The sequence below is a fragment of the Pseudomonas sp. TJI-51 genome, from assembly GCF_000190455.2.
Classification (GTDB): Bacteria; Pseudomonadota; Gammaproteobacteria; order Pseudomonadales; family Pseudomonadaceae; genus Aquipseudomonas; species Aquipseudomonas juntendi.
This window is the reverse complement of record NZ_AEWE02000046.1, coordinates 95,569-117,326: the sequence shown is the minus strand read 5'-3', so window position 1 is coordinate 117,326 and position 21,758 is coordinate 95,569. Positions and strand designations below refer to the sequence as shown.

At 62.3% G+C, this 21,758-nt stretch carries 17 protein-coding genes and 2 pseudogenes; 9 read left to right on the top strand and 10 right to left on the bottom strand.

Annotation, left to right across the window (positions count from 1 at the left end):
• Positions 1–77 precede the first annotated feature (77 nt).
• A pseudogene (locus G1E_RS30195) lies at positions 78–1,097 on the bottom strand (methyl-accepting chemotaxis protein); the annotation flags it as partial.
• A 369-nt stretch (positions 1,098–1,466) separates the two neighbouring features.
• On the opposite strand from G1E_RS30195, the gene G1E_RS11195 reads away from it, so the two are divergent.
• Entirely contained in the window at positions 1,467–2,438 is a 972-nt protein-coding gene (locus G1E_RS11195; protein WP_256220438.1) for a GlxA family transcriptional regulator, read from the top strand.
• 22 nt (positions 2,439–2,460) lie between these two features.
• Here the strand turns inward: G1E_RS11195 and G1E_RS11190 are convergent, their stop codons facing one another.
• The 9 genes and pseudogenes from G1E_RS11190 to vasI all read right to left on the bottom strand — a co-directional run bounded on the left by G1E_RS11190 (position 2,461) and on the right by vasI (position 13,438).
• Positions 2,461–3,387: a dienelactone hydrolase family protein gene (locus G1E_RS11190; protein ID WP_009686357.1), complete on the bottom strand. Its 927-nt coding sequence runs from the start codon at positions 3,385–3,387 to the stop codon at positions 2,461–2,463.
• 66 nt (positions 3,388–3,453) lie between these two features.
• Entirely contained in the window at positions 3,454–3,681 is a 228-nt protein-coding gene (locus G1E_RS11185; RefSeq protein WP_009686356.1) for a hypothetical protein, read from the bottom strand.
• Positions 3,674–4,924, bottom strand: coding sequence for an aminotransferase class I/II-fold pyridoxal phosphate-dependent enzyme (locus tag G1E_RS11180; RefSeq protein ID WP_047149823.1), 1,251 nt, complete (start codon positions 4,922–4,924; stop codon positions 3,674–3,676). The genes G1E_RS11185 and G1E_RS11180 overlap by 8 nt, the downstream gene beginning before the upstream one ends.
• Before the next feature lie 46 nt (positions 4,925–4,970).
• On the bottom strand, positions 4,971–6,200 hold the full coding sequence (locus G1E_RS11175; protein WP_029887442.1) for an MFS transporter: 1,230 nt from the start codon (positions 6,198–6,200) through the stop codon (positions 4,971–4,973).
• A 22-nt stretch (positions 6,201–6,222) separates the two neighbouring features.
• Positions 6,223–6,945, bottom strand: coding sequence for a TenA family transcriptional regulator (locus tag G1E_RS11170; RefSeq protein ID WP_009686353.1), 723 nt, complete (start codon positions 6,943–6,945; stop codon positions 6,223–6,225).
• A 71-nt stretch (positions 6,946–7,016) separates the two neighbouring features.
• Positions 7,017–7,595 (bottom strand): N-acetyltransferase, encoded by a 579-nt coding sequence (locus G1E_RS11165; RefSeq protein ID WP_009686352.1) that lies wholly within the window; start codon positions 7,593–7,595, stop codon positions 7,017–7,019.
• A 227-nt stretch (positions 7,596–7,822) separates the two neighbouring features.
• Entirely contained in the window at positions 7,823–11,410 is a 3,588-nt protein-coding gene (gene tssM / locus G1E_RS11160; RefSeq protein ID WP_047149822.1) for a type VI secretion system membrane subunit TssM, read from the bottom strand.
• Between the two features lie 8 nt (positions 11,411–11,418).
• Positions 11,419–12,869: pseudogene (tssA, locus tag G1E_RS11155) on the bottom strand (type VI secretion system protein TssA).
• The gene (vasI, locus tag G1E_RS11150) at positions 12,857–13,438 is read right to left on the bottom strand and encodes a type VI secretion system-associated protein VasI (RefSeq protein WP_009686348.1); all 582 of its coding nucleotides are present in this window, start codon (positions 13,436–13,438) and stop codon (positions 12,857–12,859) included. The pseudogene tssA and the gene vasI overlap by 13 nt, the downstream one beginning before the upstream one ends.
• A 369-nt stretch (positions 13,439–13,807) precedes the next feature.
• Here vasI and tssB point away from each other — a divergent pair, with 369 nt between their 5' ends.
• Genes tssB through tssK form a run of 8 tightly spaced genes read left to right on the top strand, consistent with a single transcriptional unit; the run spans position 13,808 to position 21,707 of the window.
• The gene (tssB, locus tag G1E_RS11145; protein WP_009686347.1) at positions 13,808–14,311 is read left to right on the top strand and encodes a type VI secretion system contractile sheath small subunit; all 504 of its coding nucleotides are present in this window, start codon (positions 13,808–13,810) and stop codon (positions 14,309–14,311) included.
• Between the two features lie 16 nt (positions 14,312–14,327).
• Complete coding sequence (gene tssC, locus G1E_RS11140) at positions 14,328–15,818, top strand: type VI secretion system contractile sheath large subunit (RefSeq protein WP_033691085.1); 1,491 nt, start codon at positions 14,328–14,330, stop codon at positions 15,816–15,818.
• A complete protein-coding gene (gene tssE / locus G1E_RS11135; RefSeq protein ID WP_009686345.1) occupies positions 15,815–16,225 on the top strand; it encodes a type VI secretion system baseplate subunit TssE in 411 nt (136 codons plus the stop codon). The genes tssC and tssE overlap by 4 nt, the downstream gene beginning before the upstream one ends.
• 3 nt (positions 16,226–16,228) lie before the next feature.
• Positions 16,229–17,995, top strand: a complete 1,767-nt coding sequence (gene tssF / locus G1E_RS11130; RefSeq protein WP_009686344.1) for a type VI secretion system baseplate subunit TssF — start codon at positions 16,229–16,231, stop codon at positions 17,993–17,995.
• Positions 17,959–18,975: a type VI secretion system baseplate subunit TssG gene (gene tssG / locus G1E_RS11125; RefSeq protein ID WP_009686343.1), complete on the top strand. Its 1,017-nt coding sequence runs from the start codon at positions 17,959–17,961 to the stop codon at positions 18,973–18,975. The genes tssF and tssG overlap by 37 nt, the downstream gene beginning before the upstream one ends.
• Positions 18,972–19,526, top strand: coding sequence for an FHA domain-containing protein (locus G1E_RS11120; protein WP_009686342.1), 555 nt, complete (start codon positions 18,972–18,974; stop codon positions 19,524–19,526). The genes tssG and G1E_RS11120 overlap by 4 nt, the downstream gene beginning before the upstream one ends.
• A complete protein-coding gene (gene tssJ / locus G1E_RS11115) occupies positions 19,523–20,317 on the top strand; it encodes a type VI secretion system lipoprotein TssJ (protein WP_009686341.1) in 795 nt (264 codons plus the stop codon). Before G1E_RS11120 ends, tssJ begins: the two co-directional genes overlap by 4 nt.
• A 52-nt stretch (positions 20,318–20,369) precedes the next feature.
• Positions 20,370–21,707, top strand: a complete 1,338-nt coding sequence (gene tssK, locus G1E_RS11110) for a type VI secretion system baseplate subunit TssK (RefSeq protein WP_009686340.1) — start codon at positions 20,370–20,372, stop codon at positions 21,705–21,707.
• Positions 21,708–21,758: the final 51 nt, after the last annotated feature.

Here is a 21,758-nt window from a genome sequence, read left to right as displayed (position 1 = left end):
ATCGCCGACAGCTCTTCGGTGGCGCTGGCGATCTGCGTCGCCCCATCACCGATATGCCCAACCAGTTGTCGCAAGCTGCCGGTCATGTGCTGCAAGCCATCTTGCAACTCGCCGATTTCGTCTTTGCGCGAGCCCGTGGGGAAGACGCTGAGGTCACCCTCGGCAATGCGCCGCACCCGGGCCAACGCTTCGCGCAGGGGTGGCACGATCTGCCGCGTGATCAACACGGCCGCCAGCCCGCCCAGCAGCAGCGCCAGCACCAGGCAACTGATCAGCGTCCACGCCGCATCACGGGTATCGTCCTGGCGCATCTGCATCTGCTGGTCGTACAGGTCCTGGCTGGTCTGCAGCAATGCATCACCCTGCTTCTGGATGTCCTTGAGCAGGGTGTCGATGCGGGTCAACGCCGCGCGGTGAGTGTCCAGCGAGGCCCGGTAGGCGGTAACGGATTGCGTCAGCTCATTGAGCAGGCTTGCACGCGAGCCCTGCAGAACATCCCCCAGGGTTTGCAACGCGGTCAGTGTCGCGTCAACGGCCTTGGCCGCAGCAGCGTACTGCTTGCCATTGCCACCGTAGGTGTAGCCACGGGTTTCAAAGCGCGCATACAGAAATTGCATCTGCAGGTCGTTGACCGCCTTGTAGAGTGCCTGGTCACGCAAGCCGTTCTGTTCACCCGCCAGTCTGTCGAGCTCATCCAGGCGCTTGAGTGCGCTGTCGCCGCTGCTGCGGCGTACCGCCCGCGACTGCTCGATCTGCTCATAGGCCTGGCCCAAGGATTCAATACCCCGCTGGTAGGTGGCCAGGTATTCCGCCAGCGAGGCAATCCGCCGTGCATTCTCGGCATTGGCAAAAAACCCTTGCAGCTCGACCAGGTGCTGCCCAACTTCGACGATCTTGTCCTGCAAAACCTTGGCAGCCTGGGCGTCGCCTTCACTTTGCAGGTAAGCCGAACGGTCCAGGCGCATCTTGGATATGTCGTCCATCAGCCGGTTGACCGCACTCATGCGGTCCATCCGGTAGGACAAGCTGCTGATGGCGCTCCAGCCTGCGCCAATGCTCAAAACCACCAACAGCAATAGCAGGCCGAAGCCGGTCATCAGCTTCTTGGCGACAGTGAGGTGGGTTAGCCAGTTATTCATATCATTGCATCCTTGAACGATGTCGCTGCCAGGTCGCGATGAAATGAATGCGAATGGGCAGCTGGGCGCGCCGCCCAGGCGATAAAGCGGACCGGGCTGGGCTCAGGCGATATTTGAGGCAGCTCGAGAGCGTGACAGGGCCACATAAATCAATCAAATGCAAATATCGAAGCAATTGTTGCGAATGGGGAATTAATAGCGGCTATTTACAGCGTTTCCCTAGTGCCTGCATCCGATCAGGGCAGGCTTTCACTGCATGGCCTTTTGACGCTATTTTGCTGAGGTGCCGCTTTACGTCAGGCGCTTGAACATCATAGGAATACCGTCATGCGCACCATTTGGTTCTTGTTACTCCCGGGCACACACATTCTGGACCTCGGCGGTCCGTTGCAGATCATGGCCAGCCTGGAAGAGCTGCGGTTGGCGCCGGTCAGCGTCCGTTGCATCGCAGCCAGACACCAGATGAGCAGCTATCAAGGTGTGACCTTGAGCGGCTTGCATCCCCTGCCCGAACAGCTTTCGCCCGAAGATTTGCTGTTCGTGGTCGGCAACAAGCTGTCTACCAGCCCCAGCGACGCTGCGACCTTGGCCGCAACCGCGCAGTGGCTGGCGAACGTGATAGGGCAAACCCCAGACGTGCAACTGTGTTCCATCTGCACCGGCGCGTTCCTGCTGGGCGAAGCCGGGCTGCTGAACGGCCGTGAATGCACCACCCATCACCGCTATGTCGGCTTGCTGCAGGCACGCTACCCAAAAGCCAAGGTGCTGGAAAATCGCCTGTTCGTGGAGGACGACGGTGTGTTCACCTCGGCGGGCGTGTCCAGCGGCACCGACCTGGCCTTGCATATCGTGTCGCTGCACTTCGGCAAAGCCGTGGCCAACCAGGTGGCCCAGGAACTGGTGATCTACCGTCGCCGTGCTGGCGAAGATGTGCAACTGCGCGCGGCCGACCTGGCACGCAACCACATCCACCCGCTGGTACACGCGGCCCAGGACTATATCGACACGCACCTGGGCAGCAGTTTCAGCTTCGAACAACTGGCCAGCCAGTTCAATGTCAGCTACCGGCACCTGGCACGCCTGTTTCGCGAGAACACGGGGCAAACCCTGCAGGACTACCTGCGCGCCCAACGCATCGACCTGGCCCGTGACCTTTTACGCGGCAGCCGCCTGAATGTGGAACAGATCGCCGAACGTTGCGGTTACGGCAGGGGGCCCACCCTTTTNNCAGCAGCCATACCTTTCGCCTGGCCTGGCGGCGGGAAATGCCGCAACCGCCGCTGCAGTTTCGCAGCGTGATCACCCAGGAAAACACCTAGTATCAGCGACCACTCACGGTGGGGGTGGCGAAACTGTCTGTGAAAAACGCTACCACAGCCTTGCGCGACGCCTCCCGGGCTGCTGGGTCCGGTGCCGAACGCCCCAAGCCGCCCTGGCCACGGTGCAGGAACGGATCCTTGTATTCCTGCGCGGCTTCCAGGCCATTGAAGCCATGCTCGGCACCGGGGTAGACCAGCACCTTTGCCCGTGCCTGGTCTTCGGCAGGCAGGCTTGCAACCAGTTTGGTACAAGCCTTGGGGTCATCATCGTACTGGTCCTTTTCACCGACCAGCACCAGCAGGCGGGCCGGCGCCAGGTGCTTCAAGTCATAGCCTGGCACACGGTTGTATCCCCAGCACACGGGATAGAACGCTGCCAAGGCTACGGGGCGCACCCCAGAGGCCTGTTGCAACTCATCGTCGATGGACGCAGACGCGGCGAGCATGGCCTGGGCGCCACCCCATGAAAACCCGAGCACCCCTACCCGCTCGCTATCGACCCCTGGCTGATTGGCCAGGTAAGACAAGGCGCCCGCCAGGTCCGGCAAGGTATCGTGAACCCGGGGCGGCCGCCCCTGTGCGCCGCCAGCCAGCCGGCGCGCGCCCCACATGTCCAGTTCCAGCGTGGCGATGCCGCGGGCATTGAGGTCGGCCGCGTGCAACGGCCCGCGTGAGTCCATCCCCGCCGAGCCGTGCAATATCACCACAGCCGGTGCTGGCCCGGCCTGGTTGGCCGGCATAGAGAGCACCGCTGGCACCCTGATCGGTTTCAGTTTGCCGGCAGAAGGCAGGGGCTGGCTGTAGAACGAAACCAGCCGCTTGCTGACGCTGGCCACAGTCTCGCCAGCGTCGGATGCAACCTCAGCCTGGGCCGCTGCCAACGGCAGCGCACACCCCAATAACAGGCTGATGGCCAATTTTTTATACATTTAACAACTCCTGAACGCCCCTACGGGCTTTTATTGCTGCTGTTTCACAAAGAACGGACGCCCGTCTCAGCCGCACATCGTCATCGCTGCCACACCCTCTATGGGCCAGCGGCCAAGCGCCAACGGGTCCAGTACCACCATTGCGATCAGCACACAGCACCCCAAGCCGAACGCCACGGCATAACCGCGCACTTGCCGGGCAGTGCACGCGCCATGCACCGCGACCAGGGCGAGCAATTGCATGCCCACGGCAAACACCCCAATGGAGAACCCGGAAGCGAGCAGTTCAGCCATTGGCGACCACACTGCGGGGGCGGCCCTGCGCTGCCTGGACCGTGGGTTGGTAGGCCACGGCATCGAAGGCCTGTTGCAGGTCGGCCTTGATATCGCTCACCCGCTCCAGGCCGACGCACAGCCTGATCAACCCGTCGGAAATGCCGGCGTGGCGCCGTGCTTGCGCATCCAGGCGGCCATGGGTGGTGCTGGCCGGGTGCGTGACCATGCTGCGGGTATCACCAATATTGGTGCAGCGCGCCACGCACTGCAGTTGATCGATCCATTGCCAGGCCGCTGCCTGGCCGCCGAAGATCTCGAAACTCAGCAAGCCGCCATGGCCGTCCTGTTGCCTGCACGCCAAGGCATGCTGAGGGTGTTGCGCCAGGCCGGTGTAATGCACAGCGCTCACCAGGGGTTGTTCGCCAAGCCACTGGGCCAGCTCCAGGGCGCCCTGTTGCACCCGCAGCATGCGGATTTCGAGGGTTTCCAGGCTTTTGAGCAACAACCAGGCATTGAACGGGCTGCAGGAAATACCCAACGTGCGCAACACGCCCCTCAACACCTGCATCAGGCTCTTGGAACCGGTCACTACACCGGCCAGCGCACGCCCCTGGCCGTCCATGTACTTACCCGCCGAATGGATGACCAAGTCCGCACCCAGGCTGTGCGGGCGCTGGAGCACCGGCGTCAACAGGGTGTTGTCCACCACGACCAGCGCATCCTTGGCGTGCGCCAGAAGGCTGATGGCACGGATGTCACCAATTTTCAGCAGCGGGTTGGAGGGGGATTCCAGCACCACCAGGCGGGTCTTGTCGTCGATCGCCTGCTGCCACTGGCCCAGGTCGGTAAGGTCGACGAACCGCGCCTCGATCCCGAACCGCGCCATGTAAACGCTGAAGGCACTGGCGGTGGTACCGAACACATCGCGGCTGCAGACAATGTTGTCACCCTGCTGCAGGAACCCATGGCACAGCGCGGTAAACGCGCCCATCCCGGAAGCGAACGCCACCGCGTCTTCGGCTTGTTCGAGCGCCGCCACGCGGCCTTCGAAGGCTTGCACCGTGGGGTTGGTGAAGCGGCTGTACACATTACCCTGCTGTTGCCCGCTGAAACGTTCTGCAGCCTCTTGCGCCGACGCAAAGGTATAAGCAGACGTCATGGCCAATGGCTCGCAGAAAACATCGGACAAATCGCTGACCCGATTGCTGTGCAGCGCCGAAGTTGCGTCAAAGCCGTCCAGGCCAATCGCAGACGATTGCATGGTGCATCTCCTTGTTTGCATTGAACAATGCGCAGTTGATCGGGGGCTATTCCGCTTCAGCCACTGGCGGGGCCGAGGCTTCTGCGGCCACGCGTGCCGAAACCAGCCACAGGGAAGCCAGTGCAGCCATCACGGTGGCCGTCGCCAGGCCAACCAGGGTCAACTGGTAGCTTTGATGCCGGTCGAAATCCAGGGCGCCGAGCTGTGTGGCCAGCAACGCACCCAGTTGGTGTACGAGGAACAGCAGGCCAAACACCTTGCCTTTGATTTCGGCGCCATACAGGGCAAAGCAGAATGCTGACGTGAGCACCACCGTACCCAGGTAACTGGCACCGAACAGCACCGCAAACAGGTAGGTACCCAGCGGCCCAGGTGTGGTCAGCAGGACGATCACCGCCGCCGTACGCAGCAGGTAGAACATCATCAGCAGAAGCCCTTTGTTGTAGCGGGTAGCCAGCCACCCAGCCATCAGGCCACTGACCAGTTCCAGCACACCCAGCAAGCTCAGGCCGCTGGCCTGTACCGAGCTAGGCAGCCCCTCGCCCTGCCAGAACGACACCAGGTGCACGTCGATGAACGCCATGGTGGCCCCACAGCTGGCGAAGCTGAGGGCCAATACGAAGAACCGCGAATCACGCAACAGAAACGCGACCGAGTGCTTGACCAGCGCCGCCTGCGGGTCGGGCTTGAGCGGAACGGTGCGCGCCACCCAGTACAGCGCCAGGCTCAACGGCACCAGGAAGATCAGGCCGACCCAGGAGAACACCGGCTGCCAGCCCACGCGCTGCTGCAGCATGATCCACAGCGGCGAAAGCACGATGAAGCCGATCGACGTACCATTGGTCACGAAAGCGAAGGCGAAGGCCTTGAAACGCTCTGCGACCAGGCGATCGACCAGAATGCCCATGGGTACGTAGGTCATCGCGGCAAGGGCGAAGGCACCCAGCAGGCCATACAACAGGGTGAACAGCATCAGCTGGCTGCCGACCAAGGTCACCCCCAGCAGCACCACCCCTGCACTTACGCTGCCCAGGGCAACCGTGCTCAGCGGCCCAACCCGGTCGCTCAGCCAACCCACCACCGGCGACACCAGGCCAATGGTCAGCACGAACAAAGAACCTGCCGTGGCCAAGGCTGCACGCCCGCCACCAAAGTGCGTGGCCAGGTCGACGAAGTACACTTGGTACAGCCCTTTCAGGGCGCTGGACAGGAACATCACCACGAAGCCGACTACCAGCACCGAGACGATCAGGGTTGAGCTGAATTTCTGTTTCATGGCCAATCCTCTGCGCGGGGTATTACACCGCTTCGGCCTGGGGAGCCCGGCAATACACCTGGTACATGTTTTCGTACATCGCGTAGAACAGCTGGCAGGTGTGATCTACCGCTTGCAACGCCTCTTGTTGCATCTGGGCCGTGGTGCACAGCTGCGAAACCAGATCCAGGCCTTCGTTGACGTGGCCAACGTCTTCCTTCTGGTGCACGGAGAAGAACAGCAAGTCGTGCTCGGTCAGGCCGTACGCCCGGCCGAGCAGCACGTGACGAGCATCACCGGCAACGGTCTCGAGGTTTTGCCCCTCGCTGGCGATCATCACCGCGGCAGCCCCCACGTGGTAACGCGCCGGGTCACGTACCGCCTGCAGGCGGTAGTCGATTAGCTCCCAGGTGGCCGGCAGCGGTTGCTCGGCATCACGCTCGGCATCGCTGATGCCCAGTGCACGCAAGAAATTCTGCATGAGCACCACATGGTTATCGGTACGCGAGAGCCGCCCGGTCTCCTCCTCGAAGCAGTTGGTGATCAGCGCGCGCTTGTGGGCAGGCAGCGGGCAATGGAAGAACAGGTGCTCGACATAAGTCAGGAAGTACTTGGTGAGTTGGTAACCTTGCAGCGCGACCTTGCGCAGCAGCGGCTTGTTGCCTTCAGGTGAAAGCAGGGCTTCGAAGATCGGGTGAGACAGCGTCAGGTGGTGGTGCAGTTTCTGCTCCAGCTGATCGCGAAAGGCTGCAGTCGACAAGGCCATGGTGGCGTTCCTTGAATGATGGAAAAGGGGGGCCCTTGGCGGCGATGGCTGCAGGCGAAGGATTAGGCGCTTCAGCTCAGGTTGAGTCGCTGGGCCAGGCTTTGTACTGACTGGGCCATGTAGTGGCCGCGGTGCTTCACACCGTTGACCCGCGCGTAGTCGTCGAGCACGCCGTAGGTCTGAAACCCGAAGCGTTGCCATAGGCGGTGGGCACGGGTGCCTTCGCGTACGTCCAGGGTCAGCAGTTCGATACCCTTCGCCTGGCACAGCCGCACGATTTCCGCGAAGGCCCGGGCCACCAGCCCGGAGCCCCGGTAGTCTGGGTGTACCACGCCTTTGCTCAGGTCAGCGATGTGGCGGCAGTTGGGCATGCTGCTACGGGACAGGATGACCAGGCACGCCGCGCCGGCAGGTGCACGGCCGAGCAAAGCGTAGGTATGCCCGCCCTCGATACGCGCCTGCAACGCCGCGGCGAAATCGACACCCTGGTCGACCGACATCGCCTGCTCGTAGCCCAGCACCCCGCCATCCTCAACCGTGCTGTTGATGAGCGTCATGATGTCCAGTGCAACAGTACGGTCAGCCCGTTGTAGCCATTGCAACTGCGCCTCGCTGGAAACTTGTGGCGCCAAGGAGAGGGAGGTGTTCATGGTGAAATCCCGTGTACGTTCAGGCAGGGATTTAACCGTTTAGGTGTAACGTGGAGTAAGCAGGCAATCGGACAGAAAACGGAAAGATAGTGACAACCCTCAACCTGGCCGGGAACCGCGGCGCAGACGCTGTGCTGCACCGCGCCGCCTGCTCGGCGGGCAGGGTCGCGCACCCGCTTGGTGCCGTGGCATTTTTCAAACGATCCCTGCGCCCCTGCGAACCCGCCTTACAGCCGGGCCTCAAGCGGCTGCTGCAGCAACCCACGGGGTAACTGGAAGCCCTCGAACGGTTCCTGGGTAATGGGGTTGAACGCTTTTTCAGCGCTGAGCCGGTAGCGCATCACGCCATCACCGGTGCTGAAGCTCAGGTCCACGCTGGTTGCGGTTCGCCCATTGAGCGAACCGCGGCTGAGCAAGCGGAACATCGACCAGGGGCCGCGGTACTCCAGGCGGCTGCTAGTGCCGTTCTGCCTGAGCAGGGTCAGGTTACTGCGCACGTGCCGGCCAAGCGTGTTCGGCCAGATGATGCCGGTGAGCTGCCGCGGGCCATGGGTGTAGGCAATCAACTGGCCGTCAAGGTCCAGCAGGCTGGTGCGCTGGTTAGCGCTGAGCCCCAGCGGCTCGATGCTGAACTGCACGCTCAGGTTGCCACGCTGGTCGAAGAAGGTTTCGCGAATGCGGTTGGCCAGCGCCAACTGCTCGATCACATCGCTGCGGATCAGCGACTGCCCTTGCGGGCCGGCGCGCAGCGCCTCGAGGTTGTCGTGCAGGAATGCGTTCAGGTATTGATCACTGAAGCGCTGCAACCGCCCCTGGGGCCCGAAGAACGACTCGAAGTCATCCAGCGACGCATCCGGCGCCTTGGCCACGAAAGGGTAACGCCCGGCAAGGCGCTGCTGGAAGAAGCTGTAGACCTCGGTGTCCCAGCGCCGCTCCAGCTCGCGCAGGGCTTCGATGTGCAGCACCCGGGCGGTTTCATCGGCCACCTTCTTGGCGTGGTGATTGAGCGGTTCAGGCAAACCGGTGGCCACCCGTTGCAGGGTGCTGATCGGGTCTGGGCCGGTCATCGCAAAACGCTGCTGCACCGCTTGCAGGGCGGCCTTGCCCCGGTCTGGGCTGCCCTGCACGGCCTTGGCGTAGTCGTGCACGGCCACCATGGCCGCCAGCACTTCATCGTAGTAGCTTGGCTTGTCTTGCGTTGCATGCAGCATCCCGCTCAGCCCCGCAAAAGCCCGCTGGATGGCCCAGGCCTGCTGGCGCTCGGGCTCGCTGCCCTTGGGCATGAGCGTGTCGCTGGCGCTGCCCGTGTCGAGTACCTCAGCCGATGACAGCGAAGTGTTGTCTTTCACCGTAGCCAGCAGCCGGTGCCACGGCGCCGCGGGCCCGGTCAGCTGCTGCAGGACCATTACGCCGTGTTCGAGGTCGTGAAAATCCGCCACCGAAACGGCATTCAATGCACGCCGCCAGCTGTTTATGTAGTCGGTGCTATACAGGTTGCGCAGACGCTCGCTCAACACCACCCGGTCAGCGTCCGAGTACTCCAGCTGGCTGCGCTCACCCAGCGCCCACTGGTCGATCATCGCCATGTCGGCGAAGCTTTGGCTGCGGGGCTCGAAGTACTCTTTGAAACCCTTGGCGGTGTGTATCGGCGCCAGTCGCACATCCTCGCCGCTGGCCCCAGCCGAGCGCTGGTACACCACGTCGAACGCGGGGCCGACCTGCTGACGCAAATCCAGGCCCGTGAGCAGGTGTTCCTGAGCCTGCTGCTTGAGCCCGGCATATACCCGCTCCGGTAACGGCACCTTGCGCAACGCCGCCTGCACCACGGCGATACGCTGGCGGTACTGCGGCAACTCGGTGTCGGCATAGGCCAAGGCGTACTTCAGGTGGCGCATGAGGTCGCGCTGCAGCTGCCCTTGGCCAGGAAACTGTTGCTGCCACTGGCGGGCCATCCATGTCTCGACCCACTCAGGCCGCCGGTTCTGGCGGTCTTCCAGCATACGGTAAACCCGCAGGGCAGCCATTTGCCGTTCACTGCCAGGCGTAGCGGCATCCATGGCGTCGAGCACGCCACTGGCCAAGGCCGGCAGGAATCGCCTGGAGAGCAAGCTGAGGTAAGCCTCATCGACACGCGGGCCAATGATACGCCCCTGGTAGAGGCCTAGATCGGAAACACCCGGCCAGGCGGCACGGTAGTCGCCAAACACTGAAACCGCATCGCGGATCTGGTCCAGCGGCTCCAGCAGGTTGCGCCCGGTCGGGTCCAGGCGCTGATCCACCTGGTGGTGGCTGTACTCCCGGCTTTTGGCGAGCACGTTGGCGGCCTTGGCGCCATTGATGTCGAAAAAGCGCTGCCAGCTGGCTACGGCAACACAGAAAGCCAGCATGCCTACACCCGAGCCGACCCATAACAACCGGCGCTTGCTGCGCGCCACCTTGATGTTGTCTCCGGCAAGCCCCGCCTCCTTGTAGATGACACGCCGGAACGCATGCTGGATGAAGTAGGCAAACGCTTTGCCTTGCGCCTTGCCCTCTAGCAACGGAAGCGCTGTGTTGTAGGGCTGGGCTGACTCGCGCACGAAGGCGTTGAGCACGTCCCCTTGCTGAATGACCGAAGACCAGTACACCCCCCGCACCAGGGCGGGTGTGGTGTAACGGTCACTCGCCAGCGTTTCTTTCAGGAGACCCAGCAGTATCGGGCGCAAGCCGATCAACTGGGCATGCAACGAGAACAGCCGCGCGCGCTGCGGCGCACTGGCCAAGGTATCGAGTCGATCCACCACCTGCTCGAACAGCCGATTGAGCAACTGCTGGTAATGGTCGCCATACTCCTGCAGCCAGGCATCGAAGGAGCCGACCGTATCCAGCTTGAAGGTGAAGCCCAGCATGTTTTCCCGCAGGTCGACGGGAAGGCCCCCATAGAGCTGGTCGAAGCCGTCCAGCAGATCGAATTTGCTCAGTACCACATACAACGGCAGGCGCGAGCCCAACTGGCTGCTGACTTCGTACAGCCGCGTGCGCAGCCTGTGGGCCAAGGCAACACGCTGCTCGGGCGTACCCTGCAATAACGCAGGCAGGTCCACGACCAGCACCATGCCATTGAGTGCCCGCTGGCTGCGATTTCGTACGAGCCACCCCAGCAGGTGCTGCCAGAGCCTGGCGGGTGTAGCCGGTGGCACTTGCGGGGCACCTGGCGCCCCGGCGAGCGAGCCTGCCGGCGAGTCCTGCCTGATAAAGGCCCCGGGCGGATCGATGATGACCGCCTCGTTGCTGACCCACCAGCCTATCGGGAAGGCCAGGGCCTGCGCCTGTGTATCCCGCGCCTGCACCGTGTCGATCCGGGTCAGGGAAAAGCTTTGCTCCGTACGGTCGATGAAACTGGACTTGCCCGCATGCTGGTCGCCTATCACCAGGTACCAGGGCAATCGGTACAGGGCACGCCGCCCTCCCGCACTGCCGAGCAATCGCGCCAGCCCTTGGTCCAAGGCGTTTTCCTGGGCCCGAAGCAACGGCAATACGCTGTCCAGCTCTGCGGCCGCCGCCTCGTTGCGCTCTGCCTGAAGGCGCACGTAGCGCCTGCGCAGCACCAACAGCCAGCACAGCAGCGGCACCAGCACGAGCACCAGGCTGGCCAGACTGCGGTGCGCAATGCTGGCCAGCGGATGCTGTTCACGCCATGCCCACTGTGGGCCTAGCCACCAGATGGCGGCCAGCATCAGCACGCTGCCCAGCACAAGCAGCACAGGCATGACCAGGCCGACTCGAGTCGCCAGGGGCAAAAGCCAACGTTTCAATAGCGTCCATCGTTGATTCATGGCGGGTCCTAGTCCTTGTTCTGATCGGCCAACGCATCAGGGGCGGCATGCTGTTGCAGGCGTTTGAACACCTCCGGCTCCCAGGCACTGGCCATGGTTTGCTGCATGGTTCGGGCAACACTGGCGCACAGGTCCTGAGCCAGCCACGAGACGCCGCGCGCGGCCAGCAGATCGGCCGCGATCACGGTGGTGTGGCAGCGCTCACGCGGCGCGCGAATATCTGCCTGCATGGCCTGGAGCCTGAGCAAAACCGGCTCTACCCCACCGCTTTCCAACTGGCTGACAAGTTCTTCGCGCAGGCCCACGAACTCTTGCGCCGTTTCAGCTTGCGGTTGCTGGCCTGCGCCTTTGAGCCAGGCCATGCACTGGTCGTCCAGAAACGCCGTGCCGTCGCTGAAGCACAACTGCTGCAGGGCGGGGATACGCTGGACGAACCGGGCAGTCGCTGCGCGGATGGCTTCGGCCACCTCAGGCATTGCCAACCGTGTGGCGGTGGTGGCCGCAAGCAAGCTGCCGCGCATCCAGAAGGGGCAAGCCGACACGCTTTTTTCGATCCGCTGCAGCAGCGCCGCGTCGAACACGCTGCCGGCAATGGCCTCTTCATAATCGCCGGCGATCTCCAGCGGCACCGCCATCAGCTCGGTGCGGTGACCTTGCCCCGCCTGAGGCGCGGCCTGGATGTGAGCCCACAAGCCGAAGCGACGCAACTGATACCCCGCTGGGTCGTAGGGGTCCTGCTGGTTGATCAGCTCAGCCATGCTCAGCACCGCCCTTCGTGATTCACGCTCGTTGCCTAGCGACACGCGGGGCATGGGTGTGGCGATGACTTCGGCCAGTGGCGCGGGCTTGATGACGGGCGCCGAAGCCCTGGCCGCAGCAGGCTCGCCTGCGCCACTCGCCCGTTCCGAGTGCTTGCGTAGCAGCCGCGCCATATCATCGAGCATGGCGTCGTCCAGCAGGGCCACGGCTTGCAGCTGTTGCAGCCGCAGCAGCGCCTGTTGCGCCCCGGCCGCATGCGCAGGGCTATAGGTGAAACGGTCCAGGCGCGGCAGGGCTTCGTTCAAGCGGTTGAGCACCAAGCCAACCAGCTTGCGCTTACCCAGGTAACCCTTGGGCCCTGGCTTGGGATAAGCCGTCTCCCAGTAGCGCTCGACCATGCCGGCCAGCAAGGTCAACGTGAGCGCCCAGCGTTCCCAACAAGCACTGCGAAGCCATGCGGCACTCAGGTGTGCCACGATGCGCAGATGCTTGCACTGTTGCCCCAGGTACTGGCGCGACGCTTCCTCGATGAGACCCAATCGATCGTGCCCTCCTGCAGGCCACCCAGCTTGACCATTTCCTGGTCGATGGCCTGGTAGGTCTCATCCTCCACATCGAACAGGCCGGCCGGTGCTTGCGCGTCGATGGCTTTGAGCAACCGGGCGATTTCCTGTGCATTGACCTCGGCTACCAGCGACATGCCTTGCGCACCTCGCCGATAAGCGGGTCAAGCCCCTGAGCGTCGAAGACCAACCCGCCAACGGCAGGGTTTTCGCTGTGAACCTGGATGCGCCGGGCCCCGATCAGCTGCCTGATCTGTTCGATTCCGGGCAGGCCGCGGCCGGCATCGAGCACCTGACCGTTCTCCGTCACCTGCCAGGGCGTCGCGGCGGTGGCGCCACGCTCCCCCTGCAAGCGCACCGTCAGCCGGCTGGCATCCACGGGGTGTGCGGCGATCAGTTGCAACCGCGAGATGTTCTGCAAACAGCTGATTACCAGGTAGGGGTGCGGTGCAGCCGAAGCGATTGCGGGTGCAGAAATCGTCAGCCCCTCGTCTTCACGCGTGAGCCGGAACGTCAAATCGTCGGGATTTCGGCCTGTTTCATAGGCCAGCACCCGACGCACCGTGGGGGAGTCCTGCTCCGGTGCCGACCACTGCGCGGCCACGCGGTGCGCAGGTGTTCCGGCGGATTGATCGAAACAGGCCAGGCGCTCAACGTTGGATACGATGCGCGAGCAATTCTGATCGGCATGCACTGGCAGTGGCATGCAATTGATTATCAGAAAAAGACCTGCGCCAGAGGTATGTTTCGCCAGGCATCGCAATTAAATTCCCTCTCGATAGTACATATGCCCTGTATCAGCTCCGCTGATATTTAAACGCAATCACGGGCACTCCGGCCCGCGAGTGGCAAGAGACTAGCTCATAAAAAATCGCAAATACAAACAAATATTTTTTTACACTTTGACCCTCGACTGAATAACAATTTCAGGCGCAAGGTTTTTACGCAAGAGGCAATGACTACCTCGCTCTTGTTTATATCGTAATCAAGTCTGAAGGAAATTTCCTACAAACTAAATCAGAACTCACGAACAACTATCAGGGACTTCCCACACAAACCAAGGAGAGATTCTGCGATGGCAAAGCCCACAGGATCGGTTGCACCCAAAGAACGAATCAACATCCGATACGTGCCCGCCACAGGTGATGAACAGGCCGAAGTAGAGCTGCCGCACAAGATGCTGGTGATGGGCGATTTCGGCCTGGATGACGCCCGCGCGCTGGAAGACCGAACGGTCATGCGCATCGATAAACACACCTTCAACAATGTGTTGAATGACGCCGACGTCCGTCTGGCCATGTCGGTGCCCTCCATGCTCACCACGGCTGCCGACGCGGAGCTGGCGGTTCATCTGCAGTTCAGGTCGCTCAATGACTTCGCACCAGACGGTATCGCCCGCCAGGTACCGGAGCTGAGCAAGCTGCTGGAGCTTCGCGAAGCGCTGGTGGCGCTGAAAGGCCCACTGGGCAACGTGCCCGCGTTCCGCAAGCAACTGCAGCACCTGCTGAGCAACGAGCAGGCCCGCAAGCAACTCGCCGAAGAGTTGAACCTGGTGCTTGAGGCGCCAAAAGAAGACTGAGACAACGGAGCGTCCCATGGCAAAATCAACCAGCACTCCCCTCGCCGCTGAACGGTCGGGCGAAACATTGAGCAACGCCACGTTGCTCGACCAGATCATGGCCGAAACCAAACTGGTGCCCGCACAAGAGGGCTATCAAGTCGCTCGCCAAGGTGTATCGGCCTTTATTGCCGAAATACTCAAAAGCAATGATCCAGATCAACTCATCAACAAACACCGCGTCGACCAGATGATTGCAGAACTGGACCGGGTGCTCAGCCGGCAGATGGATGCCATCCTCCATCAGCCGGTATTCCAGGAACTTGAGTCTTCATGGCGCAGCCTCAAACTTCTTGTCGACCGCACGGACTTCCGCGAGAACATCAAGCTTGAAGTATTGCATGTCAGCAAAGAAGACCTGCTCGATGACTTTGAGAATGCGGCCGATATTACCTGCAGCGGTATGTACAAACACGTTTACACCGCAGGTTATGGGCAATTCGGTGGTGAGCCGGTGGCGGCCATGTTGGGCAACTACCACTTCGGCCCCGCTGCCACAGACATCAAACTGTTGAGTTACATGGCGTCTGTCGGTGCCATGGCGCACGCCCCCTTCCTTGCCGCCCCCGCACCCGATTTCTTCAATTTGAGCAGCTTTGAAGAGCTGCCCAACCTGAAGGAGATCAAAGACATCTTCGCAGGGCCACGGCATGCCAAGTGGCGCGCCTTCCGCGAAAGCGAAGACGCTCGGCACGTTGCGCTGACCGGGCCACGTTTCATGCTCCGCTCGGCCTACCACCCTCAGGAACAGCCGATCAAAACCTTCAACTACGAAGAAAACATCGACGGGAGACACGACAACTACCTGTGGGGCAACTCCGCTTTCCTGCTGGCCAGCTGCATCAACGACAGCTTTGCCCGCTACCGGTGGTGCCCGAACATCATTGGCCCGCAGTCCGGTGGCGCCGTCGAGGACCTGCCCGTGCATCTGTATGAGGCGCTGGGGCAACTGCAAGCGAAAATTCCAACCGAGGTGCTGATATCCGACCGCAAGGAATTCGAGCTGGCCGAAGAAGGCTTCATCGCCTTGACCATGCGCAAGGACAGCGACAACGCCGCGTTCTTCTCGGCCAATTCGGTCCAGAAACCGAAGCAGTTCCCCAAGACGCCGGAAGGCCTGCAGGCCCAAACCAACTACAAGCTGGGCACGCAACTGCCCTATTTGTTCATCGTCAATCGCCTGGCCCATTACATCAAGGTGCTGCAACGCGAGCAGATCGGCAGCTGGAAGGAACGCCGCGATCTTGAGTCCGAGCTGAACAAATGGATCAGGCAGTACGTCGCCGACCAGGAAAACCCTTCGGCCGATGTGCGCAGCCGTCGCCCATTGCGGGCCGCGAAGGTCGTGGTTTCGGACGTTGCCGGGGATCCGGGCTGGTACCAGGTCTCGCTCGCCGTGCGACCGCACTTCAAATACATGGGCGCAAATTTCGAGATCTCGCTGGTTGGCCGGCTTGATACCGAATGAGTGGTTTTTTCAATCGCTTGGTGACGGACCCGTCTGTTACCCGCACGCCTTCCCGGCAAGAAAACGCTGCCGAAAAGATTGCCGCCATCAAGCGCCACCTGGAAACGCTACTCAATGCACGTCAGGGCTGCTCACAAAGCAGCCCTGAACTGGGCCTGCATGACTTCAACGGGCATGCCACAAGCAGTGGCGACCTGTTGAAGCAAGTGAGTGCCGACATACGCCGCACCATTCAGCGCTTCGAGCCGCGCGTGCACGTGCGCGCGCTCAAGGCCATGCCCGCGTGTCACGCCCCGCTGGAGCTGCATTTCAGGCTGGACTGCCAGGTGCAGGTCAACAACCACCACGAGCAGCTGCAACTGGAGCTGCTGGTCAACGGCCATAGCCGCCATACCCGAGTGAGGTGACCGATGTCACTCAAGGATCGATTCAGCGAAGAGTTGCGTTACCTGCATGAACTGGGCAACGACTTCGCTACCGACAACCCACAACTTGCCCGGCTGCTGGGCAAAGGTGGCAGCGACCCGGACGTCGAACGGCTGATGGAGGCTTTTGCCTTCCTCACCGCCAAGTTGCGCCTCAAGCTGGAGGATGACCTGCCAGAGCTGACGCACCCCATGCTGCAGTTGCTGTGGCCCAATTACCTGCGGCCCCTGCCGAGCGCCACGATCATCCAGTTCACGCCACTCAAGCAAGCGCTCAGCCAATCACACTGCATTCCCAAGGGCTCACCGTTGTTCTCCAGGCCCGTGGATGGCGTGCCTTGTGAATTTCGTACGTGCACGGCCGTGGACATCCACCCGTTCGAGATCCAATCGGTCAGCGCTACCCAGACGCTCGACAGTTCGGTAGCACGCATCGAACTGCGCACCCTGGTCGAGCGCCCCTTGAACACCCTCGGCTGCGACAGCCTGGATTTCCACTTGAGCGGTGATGACAAGACAGCCCGCACGCTCTACCTGTGGCTTGCTCAATACCTCAAGCATGTCGCGGTAACGATCGATGGCCAAGTGCACCGGTTGCCGGCCAGCAGCATCATCTTTCCGGGCTTCAGCGCGAACGAGGGGCTGCTGCCGTATCCGCAGAACGTCTTCGATGGCTATCGGATCCTGCAGGAATACTTCGTTTTCGCGAAGCGCTTCCACTTCTTCAGCGTTAGCGCACTGCAGAAAGTCTGGCCCGATCAAGCGACTCGGCAGGTGGGCATCGAACTTCACTTCACCCGCCAGCTCCCTGCCTCGTTGCGTATCGGCATGGCGGATTTGCGCCTGTTCTGCACGCCGGCGGTCAACCTGTTCAGCTACAGCGCCGAACCTATCGACCTCTCCAATCGGCAGGCCCCTGCCGAGCTGACCCCCAGAGGGAAAGAACGGCATGCGTATGAGATTTTCAGTGTCGACAAGGTGGTCAGCACCCGCACCACAACAGACGGCAGCACCGGCGAACACCTACGCACGTTTCGCCCGTTCGAATCGTTCGCCCATGAGATCGAGCATGCTCAAGGGCGCACGGCGTTGTACTACCGCTACACCCTCGAGGAGTCGTTGCGCGGCGAGGGCGTCACACATCGCATCGCCTTCGTGCGTGCCGATGCCAACGCTTACACCGGTGAGCTGGAAACGGCGTCCATCGACCTGACCTGCACCAACCGCGATCTGCCCCTGGCGCTGGGCGTTGACGACATCGATGTGATTTCCGAAGCCACGCCGGCGCTGACCACCTACACCAACATCTGCAAACCCACCCGCCCCTACCGACCAGTGCTGGATGGCCAGTTGCAGTGGGCGCTGGTTTCCAACATGTCGCTCAACTACCTGTCGCTGCTGTCTGCCGAGCCGCTGAAGGCGGTGATTCGTGCCTATGACTTCGTGGCCTTGCACGACCTGCAGCAGACACGCACGACCCATAAGCGCCTGGAAGGCATTCGCGATGTTCAGACCGAGCCTCTGGATTGGCTGATCAAGGGCCAGCCCATTCGCGGGCTACGCACACGGCTGAAGCTGGACCAGGCCGCCTTCCTGTGCGAAGGCGACCTGTACCTGTTCGGCTGCGTGCTGGCGCACTTCTTCGCCCTGTACGCCAGCATCAATTCCTTCCATCAACTGGAAGTGATCAACATCACCAACAACGAGCACTACACATGGCCCATCCAGACCGGCAAACAACCGCTGATCTAGCCGACAGGCTGCTCGCCGAGGCACACCAGTACAACTTCTACCAGTTGCTGGAGCGCCTGCACGGCTTGCATGGGGATGACCTGGAACCGCGCTGGCCGGACCAGGCCACCCGGCTGCGCGTGCGGCTGGCCTGTGACCCACGGCTGACGTTTCCGGTTTCCGACGTGTACAAAGCCGAACGCATGCCCGGGGCAGAAGACCGCTACCGCGTGTGCGCCACCTTCATGGGCCTGCATGGCACTGACTCACCCTTGCCTGCCTACTACCTGGAGCAGGTGGCCTACGAGCATGCGCAGGGTATCGGTGTGCGGCCGGCCTTTTTCGACTTCTTCAACCACTACCTGCTCAGCCTGCTGCACCGCGTGTGGCGCAAGTACCGCTACTACATTCGCTTCCAGCCAGGTGCCAGCGATGGCTTCTCCCAGTACATCTTTGCCCTGCTGGGGTTGAATGACAAACAACTGCGCGGCGACACGCCGTTGCCCTGGAGCCGACTGCTCAGCTTCGCCGGTGTCATCGCCAGCCGCAGCCGCGCACCGGGCACCGTCGCGGGCATCATCGCCCACTGCTTCGACCTGAAACAGGTGCACATCAGGGAGTTCGAGACCCGCTCGGTGCCTACGACAACCCGGCAACTGGTAAGCCTTGGCTGCAGCAACGGCGAGCTGGGCACTTCGTTCCTGGTCGGCAGCCGCACGCGAACGCGCAGCAGCAAGTTCACCATCGTGATCAGCGAGCTGGACCAAACCCAACTGCGCGGCTTGCTGCCCAGCGGCATCAACTTCAATCGCTTGCGCGCCTTGATCGACTTCCTGCTGCGCGATGGGTTGGCCTACGACCTGGAATTGCGGCTGCAGCAGAACGCGCTGTCGCCCTTCTGCCTGCACCCGAGCCAGGGCGCCCACCTGGGCTGGACCAGCTTCACCGATGACCGCCATGGCCAGATCAGCCCCGTGGCGCGCTTTCGGGGGCGCTCATGAGCACATTGACCTTGAACATCACCAACCTCGACCAGTTGCAGCACAACGTCACGGCCCGGCACACATTCGATCGCGCAGGCGGCACCATCGGCAGCGTAGGGGCCGCGTGGCTGATCAATGACGGTGCACAGAGCGTGGCACCGATCCACTGCGAGATCCGCTGGCTGGAAGGTAGCTTCTGCGTCATCGACCGCTGCGGGCGCACCTACCTGAACAACAACCTGGGCAGCCTGGGCACGCGCTCAGCCAGACGGCTGCTTGAGGGCGACCGGCTTCGGGTCGGCGCTTATCGGCTGTTGGTCCAGCTGTCGCCAGCGGATGCCCGTTCGCTGGAAGCGTTATTCAACCCCGACTCACGGGTGCTCGACCAATTCATCCTGGATGCACCTGCAGAGCGTTGGCCTGCCCAGCCCGCAACGGCCCCGGTCGCCGAGATTTGCTCGGTATTCGCCCAAGGTATGGGCAACGATCCCTTGGCAGCACTGGACGCGGTGACGCAAGCCACGGCGCAGGACCCGCTGGACCGCCTGGTTGCAGGAGAACACCCATGACGCGTCATTCACTGGTGGCCGGGCTTCTGGCAACCCTGATCGGGCTCTCGGGCTGCACCGCCCTGGGCAAAATGGGCCAAGTGGCGCTGAACCCTTCGATACCCGTCGGGCCGCCCAAGGATCACCCTACCGAAATTGCTTTCAGCATCAACGCCAGCCCGACACTCAACAGCAACCCCAGCAGTGTGGACGTGCTGGCCGAGCAAGAAAGCAGCCTGGCCCCCAGCCCCTACGCAGTCACCTTGAGCGCGGGCGACCCCTACGCCCTGGCCGAGAAGGTCGGCACCCTGTTCGAGTTTCTGCAGGAGCAGTACCCGGCCGCCTCGCCTGTCGAGTTACCAGAGGAGGAGGCCGATCTCCCGCTTCGCTCGCCCTTCGAGCACAGCACACCCGGCCGCTACGAAGACGCGAACATGGTGCTGACCTTACCGCGCAGCACCACGCCGGCCACCGAAGCGGTGGCTACGCCCATGGCTATCAAGATCCTGCAACTGCGCGACGACTCATTGCTGCGCAACAGCCTTTATGAGCTGCTGGACAAAGACCCCGCCAAGGCGCTGCGCAGTACCTATATTCGCGATGACGATTATCTGCTGCACCCTGGGCAGTTCAAGTTCATTCCCTTTACCGCCATCGAGCCCGAGACCCGCTTCGTTGCCGTGATCGCCGATTACCGCAACCAGGACGATGCCACCTGGAACCAGGTACTGCGCATTCCACCGCGGGGCCACCAGATCATCCTGTCGGTGTTGCTCAACGACACGCAGGTTTTGCTCAAGGAGCAAGACTGATGGCGCCTGCAACCCTGCCCTTCTCGCTCACTCACGCTGACACGGAGCGCTCATGAGTTCACGTAATCCCGTCCTGTGGCCTGAAGGCCTGTTCGTCAAACCGCAGCATTTCCAGCAGGCTACCCGCGCCGCTGAAGCAGCCCAGCACCAACGTCTGGCCAGCCTGAACGCGGCCTTCTATGGCTTCAGCGAGCTGCAACTGAACGAGGAATACCTGAGCCTGGGCAAGGTCGCGATCACCCGCGCCCGCGGCATCATGCCGGACGGTACGGTGTTCGACATTCCGGCAGACCTGCCGCCGCCGCCGCCGCTGGAAATCGACGACGACGGCGCAAAGGACAGCGAGGTTTACCTGTGCCTGCCGCTGCGCACCGAGGGCGGTCGAGAGGTGAGTTGGCCCGACAACGCCGCGAATTTCCGCTACAGCGCTCAGCCCCAGGAAATCAAGGACACCCACAGCGCCGATGGCGACCTGGCCCAGGTCGATCTGGCAGTGCCCAACCTGCAACTCAAGCGCAAGGCTGACGACAGCAGCGCCTACACCCGCCTGGCACTGGCACGTATCCTGGAGCGGCGACCCGATGGCAGCCTGCAACTCGACGAAGGGTTCTACCCGACCAGCGTCTCGGTACGGGCTGTGCCCGCACTGCAGCGTTACCTCGAAGAAATCACCAACACCCTGCGCGAGCGCTCACGCAACCTGGCCAGCCGAATCGGTGCTGCTGGCCAATCCGGCATCGCCGATATCCGCGACTTCAACCTGTTGCAAGCCATGAACCGCTGGTGGCCGTGCTTCCAGCACCTGGCCAGGCAGGGGCAGACACACCCTGAGCAGCTGTACCTGCACATGAGCCAGGCGTGCGGCGAGTTCGTGACCTTCACCGACGAAAGCCGGCTGCCTGCCGAGTACCCCGCCTACCAGCACAGCGCATTGCGTGCGTCATTCAAACCCCTGCAGGACACGTTGCGCCGCGCCCTGGGTACGGTCCTGCAGCCGCGGGCGGTCTCCCTACCGCTGGACGCGCTGGATTACGGGGTAATGACGACGACGCTCGAAGACCGCCGCCTGATCGATAACGCGGACTTCATCCTCGCCGTGGGTGCAGACATGCCGCCGCCGACCTTGCGCCAACTGTTCATGCAGAAGGCCAAGGTCACGTCCCTGGAAACCTTGAGTGACCTGGTGCACAAGCAACTGCCCGGTATTGCGCTACAACCGCTGCCGGTGGCGCCGCGCGAGCTGCCCTTCCATGCGGGCTTCAGCTATTTCGGGCTCGACCGCCGCGACCCGGCCTGGGCCTGCATGAACACGGCCAACGGTTTCGGGATTCATATCGCCGGGGAATTCCCCGGGCTCGAGTTGCAGTTCTGGGCAATCAGGAGTGAGTGAAATGCACGCGAACGACCACCCGGGCGATGGCAGCGCACCTGCGAAAGTCGA

What these genes read in the sequence shown, in the direction of transcription:
- G1E_RS11190 (WP_009686357.1), bottom strand. Translation starts at nt 3,387, where the DNA reads ATGTATAAAAAATTGGCCATCAGCCTGTTATTGGGGTGTGCGCTGCCG.
- G1E_RS11185 (WP_009686356.1), bottom strand. Translation starts at nt 3,681, where the DNA reads ATGGCTGAACTGCTCGCTTCCGGGTTCTCCATTGGGGTGTTTGCCGTG.
- G1E_RS11180 (WP_047149823.1), bottom strand. Translation starts at nt 4,924, where the DNA reads ATGCAATCGTCTGCGATTGGCCTGGACGGCTTTGACGCAACTTCGGCG.
- G1E_RS11175 (WP_029887442.1), bottom strand. Translation starts at nt 6,200, where the DNA reads ATGAAACAGAAATTCAGCTCAACCCTGATCGTCTCGGTGCTGGTAGTC.
- G1E_RS11170 (WP_009686353.1), bottom strand. Translation starts at nt 6,945, where the DNA reads ATGGCCTTGTCGACTGCAGCCTTTCGCGATCAGCTGGAGCAGAAACTG.
- G1E_RS11165 (WP_009686352.1), bottom strand. Translation starts at nt 7,595, where the DNA reads ATGAACACCTCCCTCTCCTTGGCGCCACAAGTTTCCAGCGAGGCGCAG.
- tssM (WP_047149822.1), bottom strand. Translation starts at nt 11,410, where the DNA reads ATGAATCAACGATGGACGCTATTGAAACGTTGGCTTTTGCCCCTGGCG.
- vasI (WP_009686348.1), bottom strand. Translation starts at nt 13,438, where the DNA reads ATGCCACTGCCAGTGCATGCCGATCAGAATTGCTCGCGCATCGTATCC.
- tssB (WP_009686347.1), top strand. Translation starts at nt 13,808, where the DNA reads ATGGCAAAGCCCACAGGATCGGTTGCACCCAAAGAACGAATCAACATC.
- tssC (WP_033691085.1), top strand. Translation starts at nt 14,328, where the DNA reads ATGGCAAAATCAACCAGCACTCCCCTCGCCGCTGAACGGTCGGGCGAA.
- tssE (WP_009686345.1), top strand. Translation starts at nt 15,815, where the DNA reads ATGAGTGGTTTTTTCAATCGCTTGGTGACGGACCCGTCTGTTACCCGC.
- tssF (WP_009686344.1), top strand. Translation starts at nt 16,229, where the DNA reads ATGTCACTCAAGGATCGATTCAGCGAAGAGTTGCGTTACCTGCATGAA.
- tssG (WP_009686343.1), top strand. Translation starts at nt 17,959, where the DNA reads ATGGCCCATCCAGACCGGCAAACAACCGCTGATCTAGCCGACAGGCTG.
- G1E_RS11120 (WP_009686342.1), top strand. Translation starts at nt 18,972, where the DNA reads ATGAGCACATTGACCTTGAACATCACCAACCTCGACCAGTTGCAGCAC.
- tssJ (WP_009686341.1), top strand. Translation starts at nt 19,523, where the DNA reads ATGACGCGTCATTCACTGGTGGCCGGGCTTCTGGCAACCCTGATCGGG.
- tssK (WP_009686340.1), top strand. Translation starts at nt 20,370, where the DNA reads ATGAGTTCACGTAATCCCGTCCTGTGGCCTGAAGGCCTGTTCGTCAAA.